General features: G+C 59.7%; 10 protein-coding genes and 1 tRNA gene. 1 reads left to right on the top strand and 10 read right to left on the bottom strand.

Annotated features, from left to right (window positions below; all coding sequences use genetic code 11):
• Nucleotides 1-157: 157 nt before the first annotated feature.
• The 3 genes from BQ8482_RS18540 to BQ8482_RS18530 form a co-directional block, all read right to left on the bottom strand.
• Nucleotides 158-1,147, bottom strand: coding sequence for a BMP family lipoprotein (locus BQ8482_RS18540; RefSeq protein WP_023797496.1), 990 nt, complete (start codon nucleotides 1,145-1,147; stop codon nucleotides 158-160).
• 209 nt (nucleotides 1,148-1,356) lie between these two features.
• The gene (msrA, locus tag BQ8482_RS18535; protein ID WP_123148972.1) at nucleotides 1,357-2,019 is read right to left on the bottom strand and encodes a peptide-methionine (S)-S-oxide reductase MsrA; all 663 of its coding nucleotides are present in this window, start codon (nucleotides 2,017-2,019) and stop codon (nucleotides 1,357-1,359) included.
• Nucleotides 2,020-2,101: 82 nt separating this feature from the next.
• Nucleotides 2,102-2,419, bottom strand: a complete 318-nt coding sequence (locus tag BQ8482_RS18530) for a hypothetical protein (RefSeq protein ID WP_123148970.1) — start codon at nucleotides 2,417-2,419, stop codon at nucleotides 2,102-2,104.
• A 420-nt stretch (nucleotides 2,420-2,839) separates the two neighbouring features.
• Here BQ8482_RS18530 and BQ8482_RS18525 point away from each other — a divergent pair.
• Nucleotides 2,840-2,929: transfer RNA gene (locus tag BQ8482_RS18525), tRNA-Ser, on the top strand.
• Between the two features lie 222 nt (nucleotides 2,930-3,151).
• Here BQ8482_RS18525 and BQ8482_RS18520 read toward each other — a convergent pair.
• From BQ8482_RS18520 to BQ8482_RS18475, 7 genes are all read right to left on the bottom strand, one after another.
• Entirely contained in the window at nucleotides 3,152-3,526 is a 375-nt protein-coding gene (locus BQ8482_RS18520; RefSeq protein ID WP_123148969.1) for a hypothetical protein, read from the bottom strand.
• 187 nt (nucleotides 3,527-3,713) lie between these two features.
• Nucleotides 3,714-4,238 carry a type I restriction enzyme subunit R domain-containing protein gene (locus BQ8482_RS18510; RefSeq protein WP_425294109.1) on the bottom strand — a complete coding sequence of 175 codons (525 nt, stop codon included), beginning with the start codon at nucleotides 4,236-4,238 and terminating at the stop codon, nucleotides 3,714-3,716.
• 626 nt (nucleotides 4,239-4,864) lie between these two features.
• Complete coding sequence (locus BQ8482_RS18500) at nucleotides 4,865-6,076, bottom strand: adenylate/guanylate cyclase domain-containing protein (protein WP_123148966.1); 1,212 nt, start codon at nucleotides 6,074-6,076, stop codon at nucleotides 4,865-4,867.
• A 1,182-nt stretch (nucleotides 6,077-7,258) separates the two neighbouring features.
• Nucleotides 7,259-7,735 carry a hypothetical protein gene (locus BQ8482_RS18490; RefSeq protein WP_123148964.1) on the bottom strand — a complete coding sequence of 159 codons (477 nt, stop codon included), beginning with the start codon at nucleotides 7,733-7,735 and terminating at the stop codon, nucleotides 7,259-7,261.
• A gap of 102 nt (nucleotides 7,736-7,837) precedes the next feature.
• Complete coding sequence (locus BQ8482_RS18485; RefSeq protein ID WP_123148963.1) at nucleotides 7,838-8,719, bottom strand: type II toxin-antitoxin system death-on-curing family toxin; 882 nt, start codon at nucleotides 8,717-8,719, stop codon at nucleotides 7,838-7,840.
• A 730-nt stretch (nucleotides 8,720-9,449) separates the two neighbouring features.
• Nucleotides 9,450-11,201, bottom strand: a complete 1,752-nt coding sequence (locus tag BQ8482_RS18480) for an adenylate/guanylate cyclase domain-containing protein (protein WP_123148962.1) — start codon at nucleotides 11,199-11,201, stop codon at nucleotides 9,450-9,452.
• 385 nt (nucleotides 11,202-11,586) lie between these two features.
• Nucleotides 11,587-12,015, bottom strand: coding sequence for a YybH family protein (locus tag BQ8482_RS18475; protein WP_123148961.1), 429 nt, complete (start codon nucleotides 12,013-12,015; stop codon nucleotides 11,587-11,589).
• Nucleotides 12,016-12,088 lie beyond the last annotated feature (73 nt).

Genomic DNA, 12,088 nt, shown 5'->3' with positions numbered 1-12,088 from the left:
GGGGGAGGGAGACTTCCGTTGGCGCTGACCTCGGCAAAATGGCTGCCTTTTCGGTGCCAAAGGGAAGTAAAGGCGCGCGGCAGCGTTCCCTCCCCTTGTGGGGAGGGTTAGGGTGGGGGTCCACCTTCGCAAGAATCCAAATGCGATTGCCCCGCGATCAATAGGGGCAGGAATTGTCCGACATGTAGTCGTGCACCTTGATGGTACCGGCAATGATGTCAGCCTTGGCCTTTTCGACCGCCGCCTTCATCGCGTCATCGACAAGCGCCTTGTTGTTGTCATCCATGGCGTAGTCGACACCGCCTTCCTTGAGGCCGAGATCGTTGATGCCGCCGGTGAACTTGTCGTTCTTGGCGTCCATGAAGGTGTTGTAGACGGCAACGTCGACCCGCTTGACCATGGAGGTCAGCACTTTGCCGGGCTGCAGGCCGTTCTGGTTGGAATCGACGCCGATGCCGAGCTTGCCGCCGTCGGCCGCTGCCTGCAACACGCCGACACCGGTACCGCCTGCCGCTGCGTAGATCACGTCTGCGCCCTGGTCGATCTGCGTCTTGGCGATCTCGCCGCCCTTGGCCGGATCGTTCCAGGCTGCCGGCGTGTCGCCGGTCATATTCTGGATGACATCGGTCGCGCCGGCCGCCTTGGCGCCGCCGACATAGCCGCAGCCGAATCTGCGGATCAGCGGAATGTCCATGCCGCCGATGAAACCGACCTTTTTGGTCTTCGAGGCCATCGCCGCCATCACGCCGACGAGATAGGAGCCTTCCTGCTCCTTGTAGACGACGGAGCGGACATTGGGCTTGTCGACGACCATGTCGATGATGGCGAACTTGGTCTCTGGAAACTCGACGGCGATCTTCTCCAGCGCATCTGCCCAGGAGAAGCCCGCCATGGCGATCGGATTGCGGCCGTCCTCGGCGAAACGGCGCAGTGCCTGCTCGCGCTGGGTGGCGTTTGAGACCTCGAATTCCACATAGGCGATGCCGGTTTCGGCCTTGAACTTTTCGGCGCCGTTGTAGGACGCTTCGTTGAACGACTTGTCGAACTTGCCGCCGAGATCGTAGAGAAGTGCTGGCTGAATGTCCGCGGCGAAGGCCGGAAGAACCATCGCAGTTGCGGCCAGAAGGCCGAGAACGATACGTTTCATGTGATCCACACCCTGTCGGTTATTTTTTCCGTTATGCACCGCCTGCCCGTCCGGTTCTCCGGCAGGCATGCGACATCAGACAGGAGTGTCTTCCTCCCGCTTCGGGCCAATCTGGCACGGCCCGAAACAAAATTCACGCGGAATTTTGACCCTTTGGAAAAGCGTGGCGCCGCATCCCGGCGCCACGGATCATCGTCTCGCCAAAGGCCTCAAGCGGAGACGGCAGCCGGGATGGCGCAGGCGACGCCGGTGCCCTGCAGATTGCAATAACCGTAGGGATTCTTCGCCAGATATTGCTGGTGGTCTTCCTCGGCGAAATAGAATTCCGGCGCCGGGGCGATCTCGGTGGTAATCTTGCCGCGGCCGGCGCCGTGCAACGAGGCCTCATAGGCGTCGCGCGAGGCGATCGCAGCCTGGTATTGCGCATCACCGAACGTGTAGATCGCCGAGCGGTAGGTGGTGCCGACATCGTTGCCCTGGCGCATGCCTTGCGTCGGGTCGTGGCTTTCCCAGAACAGCTTCAGAAGCTGTGCATAGGAGACGATCTTCGGGTCGAAAACAACGAGCACGACTTCGGCATGGCCGGTAAGGCCGGTGCAGGTTTCCTGATAAGTCGGGTTGGGGGTGACGCCGCCGGCATAGCCGACGGCCGTGACCCAGACACCCTCGACCTGCCAGAACAGGCGTTCGGCGCCCCAGAAGCAGCCCAGCCCGAACATCGCCGTCTCCAGCCCTTCGGGATACGGCCCCTTGAGCGGCCGCTTCGAGACGAAATGCTTGGATGCCGTCGGGATAGGCTTCGCGCGGCCCGGCAGCGCCTCGGCAGGCTTCGGCAGATTGAGTTTCTTGTTCAGCATGTCGCTGAGAAACATGTGCGGTCTCCCTTTCTCTTTGTTTGGGGCTTTCTCTTTGTTTTGGGGACGCCAGAAGGTCATCAACAACAAATCATCAAGTCTACGCGAACCGCCCGGTCGGCCGCTCCCGCCTGTAGCCGATCAAGTACAGAATGAAGGCAACCACCGCAAACACGGCGAAACCGGGCTGGTTGAGCACCCAGGCGATGGCGCCGTCCCACAGCAGCGGACCAAGCTTGTCGCGGACGAAACTTTCGAAGGCGCTTCGCGTATCCGGCGAGACGGCGAGCCAGCTCGTGTTGAGCGGGGTCATGACCAGCGCGGAGGCCGCCACCGAGCGCGTCGCGTCGATCACCGCCATGATGACGGAAACCGAAAGCGCAACCAGTGCCGCGAGACGGAAAAGAAAGCGGAACATCCAGACCTTACCTCCCCGGAAGCTTATCAGATGTCTGTATCGGCCTGATAAATAGGATCTGCGCGCTTTATCCGCAATCGCGACACGCGAAGTTGAACCTACGCCGCCGGTTTGCGCCGCTGAGGCGCCAGTCGGCTAAGACGCCGCCGCCGATCGCGGCGATCGGCTACCAAGGCAGCGCTGGTGGCATGGACAGAGCATCCTTATCCGACAAAGCGAATAGAGTGCCGTTATGTCTTGGCATTCGGCACCGGATCGACTAGATGAGCCCCGCGCCTGTTGCTTTGACGGCTCAGGTGCGGGGAAAGGGTGTCCGCCGGTTGACGGCGCCCACGGTGCGGAGTTCCGGACCGCAATCCCAAGGGAGACGCATCTCCCCAACCCGCGCGGCGAAACCGGCCGCGGCGAAAATGCTAAGACGGAGAGGTGGCCGAGTGGTTGAAGGCGCACGCCTGGAAAGTGTGTTTACGGGAGACCGTAACGCGGGTTCGAATCCCGCTCTCTCCGCCAGTATACGTCAGTAATTGCTTGTTTTCTTAACGGTTTTTCTGATGGCTCGAAAGTCAACGGGATCTTGAACGGGACTTTTGCCGCGCGCGTAAACTCCCTTCTCCGGCTCGACCCGTGACAGCCTGCCCACCGTGCTGCTACGCTGGAGCAAGCCGTTTCCCCCTTGGCTTAGGCAATCGCCCACGCATAGATCTCGCGTCCAACATTGACTATGTAGAACCTTCATGCGTCAGCCTGCGCCGTCGCAAGAGTCTGGGCAAGCTTGGGACGACGGCATTCTTCGAGCGACCGGCGACGACCGTTTAGCGTCCCACGATCTTTCCGATGGACCCTCTCACGGGCGTTCAGCTCACCGACCGAGCAATTCTCAACAAAGATCAGCTCAATTTCCCGTCCATCGAGCAACGCGGCATAAAGCTCGCGGTGGATGCGACGCCATCCGTCAGGTCTGCTCGGCTTGTAGATGCCGCCGCTAAGCTGGTCGCGCACATGGCGTGCATAATTGCCAAACGGACGGTCGCTGAAGGTGTATCTGCCGATATAGCTGCCCGCGCCCTCGATCCGCCACTCGTAGATGCCCGGCTTGTTCGTATCCACGCCCTCCAAGATCGAGAGCCGATACCAAATCTCAGGCATGGCTGTAGCGACATCAGACATGCGTTCCCTCCATACCTCCTATGCCCTTCGTCCTGCTTTCGGCACTGCTCCGCGCTCGTCTCTGATCCGCTCCAAGAGTGCACTGGCGGGCTCGTCAGCAGGATCTGCTGGCGCAAGGTCGCCCGTTCTACACCTCACCCGAAATCACCCGCGAATAGGGCGGAAGGATGTTACCCTCGTCGTCGACCCAAACGCTGCCGCCAGTGTCGCACATCTCGCAGGGCTCTGCCAGCCACTCCTCATCTTCAACGACGACGTGTTTGATGGAGCCTTCTCCCATGCACTCGGGGCAGACGATCAAATCGTGCGGCTTACCTTTCGGCATCTCGGCCTCCAATTGTTGAGTTTTAAGACGATGCGGCAAACTCAGCGTAGTAGCCGACTGTGCCCTCGGTCTGAAACAGAAATGGCCATCTCTCTTCATCGTCGCGGGTTGCGGCGGCGGCGTGGTTCCAAGCAATGCGCTCCAGCCTTCGCCTTTGAACAGCATCCATTGGCGGCACATTCCCTTCGGGTTGTCGACGTACATCGTGTGCATGCAGGGCGCGTCGAAACCGGTCAGCCACATGTCACGCACGATCACCAACTTGAGCAGATCATCGGGGTTGCGCGCCCGTTTAGCGAGGTCGTCGCGCCGCCTCTTGTTGCCGATATGCGGCTGGCCTCCTAACGAACCTTTCCGAACTGTTTTGGGAAAACGGCAACATCGACAACCCAGAGTTCATGGCCGGTGTCTGCCTCGCCGCCGTCATCGGCGCGCTCGGCTATCTCGGCTTGCACCCGAAGCTGACCCATCGTGACTAGCCCGACCATAAGAACCGCATTCCTTTTCGCCGCCACACTGGTCGGCATCATTCCGGCTAGTGGTCAAATTCTGACGCTTGGTGCCGGAACCGTAGGCCCGCTCAGGGTGGAAAGCTCGCATTGCCGTCATCGATCTGAACGGACAGGAAGCGCCAAAAACCGGCCGTTCGATCGATCGAAATCGAACATCCGGTTTCGATCCTTCTCGGATCTTCCTGCAAGTAGGTTGGAAAGGAAGACCACCCAATGGGACGACCAGATTGCTCCGATGTCGCCTGCACGGAAAAAGGGCATCAAGGATTATGGGTTCAAATCTCGTGTGGCGCGTCATTTTGAGGCGACGGGCCGAACCGCGAACATCAGAAGGGCTTTGAGACTACACCCGATCGCGGGACGTATCGGTTGCGACATTTCCAAGGACATGCTCGACATGTTCGATCCGCGCAACGGCCGGTTCCAACGCGTTGTTGCCAATCAGGCCGGCGGTTTGCGAGCCAGCAAGAACCAGGTCAGCATCCTGCCCTTGCCTTTGACCTCGATCTCGCCGCGTGCTTCTAGCTCGAACCCTTCCTTTAAGCGCTCGTAGATATCCTCTGATACTTGGATCTTGCCGGCCGATCCTGTCGTCTCCATGCGGGCGGCCACGTTCACCGCATCGCCCCAGACGTCGTAGAAGAATTTTCTAGTGCCGACGACGCCGGCAACGACCGGTCCGCCGCCGATGCCGATGCGGACCGGCACGTTCCGGCCCCGCGCGTCGCGCCACTCCGTGGCGGCCTTGCACATCTCCAGCGCCAGAACGGCTAGGGCCTCGGCGTGGTCGGGCCGCGCCATCGGCACGCCGCTCACCACCATGTAGGCGTCGCCGGTGGTCTTGATCTTCTCGAGCCCGTGCCTCTCCACCAGCCGGTCGAAGTCCGAGAACACGCGGTTCAGGAACTGCACGAGATCGTCCGGAGCGGTTTCGCTCGCCAGCGCGGTGAAACCTGCCATGTCGGCGAACAGGACGGACGCTTCGTCGTACCGGTCGGCGATGACGACGTTGCTTTCGCTCTTCAGTCGAGCGGCGATCGGGGACGGCAGGATGTTGGTGAGCAGCCGCTCCGACCGCTCGTATTCGCGCTCGGCGGCGGCCTCCGCCCGCGCAGCCTCACGCAGCGCATAATATACGATCAGCAATAGCGTGCCGCAGCTGACGAAGGCGTTCGTGACAAAGCTCGCGATGAAAAGCCACTCCGGCAACAGTCCGGTGTCATAGGGCACCATCAGCTGTAGTACTGTGATCAGGAATGCTGCGACCGCACCGGAGACTGCCGCCAAAGCGACGTACTCGGGGCCGACGTACAATAAGGCGAGGCCCACACCGATCAAAAAGTAGAACTGAATGCCGATGCTGGTGCCGAGCAGCCAAACGTAAGCGGACACATCCGCATAGAAGATGACGGTAACGGCAACCGGCCCGGCCAGACGCCCAAAGCGATGAAGGAGCGGAATGCCCGCGTAGAGCAGCATCGCGACCGCGTTTCCGGTGGCAAGCCACCAGAACCGTGTGAAATCGGGCAACAACGCGACGACATAGAAGGCGTGCGTAGCCGAGGCGATCCAGGTGACGATGTTGAGCCCCCGCAGCCGCCGCGCAACCTTCTCCGGGTAGCGCTCGGTGCCGAGACGGATGTTCGGAAGCATACGCACAGCGGCGACCTTCCCCGTCGTCCGGTCAATAGCACGATGCGCCTCGCAACCGACGCGGTCAATCGAACCGCCTGATCTGGTACAGTGCCCCTGAAAAACGACTCATATCCGATCGCATGAGCATTGTGCGTCCTTCGACCGGAGCAGGATAGGGGCCGTACTGGCACAAAGTCCGCTTTGGGGGTGGTCGCGAGGTCTGGAAACTGGTGTGCTTGCACCGCACGTTTGTCTGCTGGCAATGACCCATTTCCACCCTCTCGCGCCCATCCCGCCGTGGATTAGCAACGACCGGATCGGGTCAGATCGCGTCATGCGACGCTCGCAACTGAACGACCGCAAAGGTTCGAACTAGGTCGTTCAGGCAAATTTGGGTTTGGGAGCGAGAGCGGCCGGCCGCGAGGAGGTGCCTAACCTGTGTGAGGGTGTCGGTCGGAGGCCCCACAAAGCCACCCCAATCCCCGCCGCCGACAAACCCCGGCGGGGGCTGGTGCCCGAGGCAGCCTACGATGGCAATTGCCTGTGCGTTCTTACCCGCGCAGGTGTGGCCTTAGGTCGCAAGCTATTGGCTTCAGAAGCAGGGCGTCGGGCTTCATTGACGGTGCGACCAACACCATATGGTGATCCATAGCCCTCCAAAATGAGAGAAGCTCGCCCCGACGGGTCGCACTGCGGCCGTCAGCCGGCAATGGCTATGAACCTGGAACCTGAAAACCATCATGCCTGAAAATATCAGACTAACTTCGAGAGACGTCCCCCTCATTCAGCTAGGCCTCTATCAGTGCCGCTTCCCGGTGAGCGAAGACCCGTCAGTACCCGGCGGTTACCGTTTTTGTGCTGGGCCAACTTCGCCTGACCGCGTGTACTGTGATCACCACCACAGCATCGTGACCGCCGTCGAGCCTCGTCGAGCCCGTTCGGGTTTCCACCTCGCTCAACGACGCGCCGCGTAAGTAGATACCAGGCGGCTGCACCTCGAACGGGTCTCAAGGGCTCGATGTGATGCGCTCCCACTACGTTCGGGCACCACATCGTCGGGCCGAGCAGTCCAAGGGAGCCGCAGAACCATCCGCTTTCCATTGAACTCGTTGGAGCCATCGTCCACGGTGGTGACCAGACGGGCGGGGCCCACATGTCACCCCGCCCCTGCCTGCCGACAAGCCCCGGCGACCGACCTTATTACTGGGCAGCCATCGGCAATTCACCGATGTGATCCTTGCAGGTGCCCAAGTACTGAGAGGCCATGTAGCCGCTGAGCGGCTCCGCGATGTGCCTCGACGTCACCGCTCGGATCGTGCCGTCTTTGGTCGGAGCCAGCACCGTCGTCAAATTTACACTGCCTAGTGGCGTCCACTCCAGAAACACCACGCTCTCAAAGCCACCTCGCTGTGCAATGACCTGCGCCGATCCCTGATTTCCGATCAGCTGCGCACGATGCGCCAAAAGGTCGATAGCAGCGAACGCCAATTCAAATTTTGTCGAGCCTACCTTCAGTCGCTCTTCATTACGATGGTCCGGGTAAATGTCGTCCGTAGCCGAAAACGCCGACTCCGTGAAGACGCAGCCCAAATAGGTTGGGCTCCACTCAGCCGCCTCGGCAGACATCGCCGAGCTACCCATCACCGCCGCCAACGCTGCGATTAGATGCTTCTCCACAACGCTAACCCCCTCAGCGCGGCTCGCCGCTCGCGACGTCAAGGTCTTACAGGACGATGGTCCGGCGGTCGATAGGCGGCGATTCGCCGGGTAACGCCCACACTAGCGATCTGCTAGGCGCATTAAGGGTGCGTGGTAGGTGGTGATCAAATTTTGGACGGGATCAAGTCCCTTGAAAAAGGCCCCTGAGTCCACACCGCCGTTCTTGTAATCAAGGCCAGTTACAGACCTGACTGTCTTAAGCGCCTCCGGACGCACTTCTTCAGTCCATCGGGGAAACCCGATTTGCGCCAGTCTATCGTGCACCACTCTAGCTTTCCCGAGGCCGAAGAAGGCTCGTTTTTCGATAACCTTCACAACATCAATATAGTTATTACGCGGGTTCTCCAGCGAGAAGCCATGCTTATGCAGTATTGCCTGAAGCTCTCGAAAGGTTATTGTGTATTTTCTCTTATCAATTGAACGAGTATTGTTACGAAGAAACCATGATATGTAAGCGACTTCCGGGTCAGGATTTCCGTCTTCAACGAATTTGTTGAATCGGGCAAAGCGTCTCAAATCATTGTCGGCCACTTGGACCGTCAGATCTTCAAATTGACGTTCGCTGACGGCAGGGCACCAGCCGTTTGTGTCGAGATGAAAAAGTGCGGTTAGGAAGGCCGTCCTTTTGTTCGCGTCGTGAAACGCGTGATTCTTTATCAATCCGAAAAATAATGTCGCGCAAATGTCGAAATGGTTCGTCCATTTTGCTTTGCCGCCGAACGATACGTGCTGCCGACCAACCGCTGACTGCAATAATCCGATGTCCTTTAGTCCGATCCCACCGAGACCGGCACCATCGAGATAGAACTTGTTCGCAATCAAAAAATGCGCGCGCAGAACTTGACGCGTGCTGATGTAGCCTTCGGGCACACCCGATTCATGATCTAACTCGGCGAGGTACCGGTCATACTCGGCTTGGAGTTCTGGTTCTAGCTGAAGCAATTTCTTTGATTCTTATTTCGCCGACCTCACCTAGCCGACAAAATGTCAATTTGCTACTTGCTGGATCGCGTAGGGAGGCCCTAGGACGTTCGCGGTCGGGCGCGCCGCCAAGGGGCCCCACAATCCCACCCCGCCCCCGCCTTCGGGAAACCGTCCCCCTCGGGGGAGTGCCCGCCGCGATGACGCGCAGCACGGGTTTGGCTTGGTCAGATGACAACCCGCAGCCTCGGCTTCGGAAAAACTCGGGGAGGTAGCTATCCGCTCCCGCCGGTCGCCAGATCATCCGCTCGCCGTCGCCTCGAAATCAACGACAGCAAAGCTTACGGACATATGTATTCCCATAGGCCACGATTGCGTCGGTGGGTACCCGGCCCCCCGCCTTCAGTTCGGCTAGCTTTCCGACAGCCGCTTTCGATGAGAAGGTCTCGGCAAGGGCAATGGCGAACATCCCATTGTTCGAGAGATGGACAGCAAGGGGGTATTGGTGAGGAGCGGGCGTAGGCTTCGGCAGCGGCAAAGTCTGTCAGGCTCTTAGCCCTGAATGTAGCTCTGGTCCAAAGGGCCGCTTTCGTACTGGTCCACGGCGACAGACCGCAAAGGGATGGTGCCATTCGTCTCGTCGATTGGAACGAGCAGGTCGCGCCACCTCCTGACATTGCCGCTGGATGCTGCGAAAGTCGCTATTCGAGCTACAGCATCCCTTCACAGTGACGGCTGCAGGTGGATGACCTCAGGCTGGCAGACCAGCGGCCTTGAGCGCACTGGTAAGTGCGTTCATCTGCGTCGGTCTAAATAGTCCCATTCGCGCAAAACCGCTGACGGTGAACTCTGGTGCGACTTCGAGTAGGCGACTAGCCCCCGTGCCCGCCGCGTCGAAGTTATCCAACCCGACCTGGGCAGCAACCAGATAGGCATAAGCCACCCTGAAACTCGGGTTCGAACGGATTGCAAGCGCGGCATAGGTCCCGGCCTCGGCGAAACGTTCTGTAAACAGATTGGCAAGTGCAAGCGCGCAATACGGATGGTAGTTCAAGGGATCGAGGGGGCTGAGACGTAGTGCCTTCAGCGCATGCTCGATCGCCCTTTCGATGCGTACGCTGTGGGCGGCCACCAGCGAGCTGAAGCCGAGTGCGAGCGCCGAATTGCTGTTCATTTCCAACGACCGGTCGATAGCCAGGATCGCAGTGTCATAGTCATGGGTGAGATTGGCCTGAACAAAGGCGGCGATGCTCAATGCCTGCGGATCATCCGCACCGAGGCTGTCAGCAGCGCGCGCATGCTCGAGGGCAATGGACTTGTCCTGCTCATGGAAGCCGCCTCGAAAATAGCGCTGCTCCAGACACCAGGCCGCATAGGCATGGGCCACAGGGTAGTTCGGGTCGCGCCTCAAAGCTTCCTCAAGCAGGTGCAGCGCTCTTTCGGTTTCGTCCGGCGAATTGGCGTAGACATGCGGAAGGGCTCGCAGATAGAGGTCATAAGCGTCCAGCGCATCGGGGCGCTTTCGAAGCGCGCGCTCGATTTCCGCGCGCCGCATAGCCGGCTCCAGCACGCCGACGATGCTCATCACCATTCGGTCCTGAAGATCGAAGATGTCCTCCGCAGAGCCCTCCATCTTTTCGGCCCATACATGAGTTGCGCCGGCGCACTCGACGAGCTGGCCAGTAACGCGGATTCGGTTCGCGGCTTTCCTGACACTACCCTCAAGGACATAACGAACGCCCAGTTCTCTGCCGACTTGGCGCACGTCGACGGTCCGGCCCTTGTAGGTGAAAGTCGAGTTCCGCGCGATGACCAAGAGGCTCGGAATCCTGGCCAGTCCGGTGATGAGATCCTCGACCAGACCGTCGGCAAAATACTCCTGCTGCGGATCCCCGCTTATATTCTCGAACGGTAGCACGGCGATGGATGGCTTCGTCGGGAGCGCGAATAGCCGGTGAATGGAGCCGACGGATTCACCCGCCGGTCCAGCGCCGGTCCGGATTCGAAAGACACGAACGGGTCGCGCTATGTTCTTGAGGATCTGATCGCCGATGTCTTCAAATGCTATGTCCAGCCGATCCCCGATAAGGTCACGGACCGGAGCCGAAACGGCGACGCCGCCGGGTTCTGCAATACCCTCGAGCCTTGCGGCAACATTCACCCCGTCGCCGAAAATGTCATCGCCCTCTACGATGACATCACCCAGATTGACGCCGATACGAAACTCCATTCGCCGTTCCTGTGGCGTTTCTCGCGTTCGCTCGGCCATTGCGCGCTGTATCGCGGCAGCGCAGGCGACAGCGTTAAGCACACTTTGGAACTCGGCGAGCAAGCCATCGCCGGTCAGCTTCACGATGCGACCCTGGTGCTCAGATATCTTCGGATCGATTACCTCGCTGCGATGTGCGTTCAACGACGCGAGAGTGCCGGGCTCGTCGAGTTCCATGAGGCGACTGAAGCCGACGACGTCGGCAACAAAGATCGCCGTGAGCTTCCGCTCCATGCAAAGCCTCCTTCAGGACCGCATTCGCGGAACTACTACAGAAGAACTTCAGTGCGCGCAAAATTCCAAACTGCCTTCGGCGGCACATCCGCAAAGTGCATAGCCTGCTTTACCCCTTGGGCGCTTCCTGGTCATTTCAATCGAGACGAGAGACGGCAGAAGACCATCGCTCTGTTGGACCGCAAGGTCCGAATTGGGTCAGTTCACGTCGATGCACGCAGCCCGACTGAGGGTCCGCTTCTGACATTCCGAGCCTCTAAGCCGCAAGTCCGCCAACGGCCCCAAGGCTGACTGTCAGCAACGCGCCGCCAAATCGACCGTTCACCTACGAACCCTTGCCGCGTGAAAGCCGACATCCCTGTTGAGGACGTTAGGCATTCCGGAACTACGGCAAGAGATCCGTCACAGCGCGCCCACTTCCGTCCATTGCCATAGGGAAGCTGGCATGTTCGTGGATGATTTTCCAAGAACCGGCGATGCGCCTTAGCACGATGGTTCGCCGGCTCCAGGAGTCGACCTTTGTGCCATCGGTCTTAATGCCAGTCATGCGCGACAGCCCGAAGGCCACTGCAAGATCGCCGTCGATCATGAGCTGCGGGTCAGCCATGTGAACGGCGACGCCGTTGCGCCAAGTTGCAAACCAAGCATTTATCCCTTCGACGTCGCGTGCCTGTTCGCCTCGATAGGCAAGCGGCGGCGGCAGATCGAAAACCACGACATCCGGGTCCATGGCATCGACGTTGGCGCGGGCGTCCCCCTTGGCAGTTGCGTCTTCCTGGCCCCGGATGACAGACAAGACTTCCTTTTCAGACATATCGTTGCTCCTTCATTTTCTGGAACGACGAGACCGGGGCGATCAATCCGACATCGACACCATTCGTAACAAA

Origin of the sequence: Mesorhizobium delmotii, from assembly GCF_900149755.1 — a bacterium.
GTDB classification, from domain to species: domain Bacteria; phylum Pseudomonadota; class Alphaproteobacteria; order Rhizobiales; family Rhizobiaceae; genus Mesorhizobium; species Mesorhizobium delmotii.
This window is presented reverse-complemented; position numbering and strand designations above follow the sequence as displayed.

Bases quoted from the DNA above. Each gene is read 5' to 3' on its own strand.
- msrA (WP_123148972.1), bottom strand. From the start codon at position 2,019: ATGTTTCTCAGCGACATGCTGAACAAGAAACTCAATCTGCCGAAGCCT.
- BQ8482_RS18540 (WP_023797496.1), bottom strand. From the start codon at position 1,147: ATGAAACGTATCGTTCTCGGCCTTCTGGCCGCAACTGCGATGGTTCTT.
- BQ8482_RS18475 (WP_123148961.1), bottom strand. From the start codon at position 12,015: ATGTCTGAAAAGGAAGTCTTGTCTGTCATCCGGGGCCAGGAAGACGCA.
- BQ8482_RS18500 (WP_123148966.1), bottom strand. From the start codon at position 6,076: ATGCTTCCGAACATCCGTCTCGGCACCGAGCGCTACCCGGAGAAGGTT.
- BQ8482_RS18530 (WP_123148970.1), bottom strand. From the start codon at position 2,419: ATGTTCCGCTTTCTTTTCCGTCTCGCGGCACTGGTTGCGCTTTCGGTT.
- BQ8482_RS18480 (WP_123148962.1), bottom strand. From the start codon at position 11,201: ATGGAGCGGAAGCTCACGGCGATCTTTGTTGCCGACGTCGTCGGCTTC.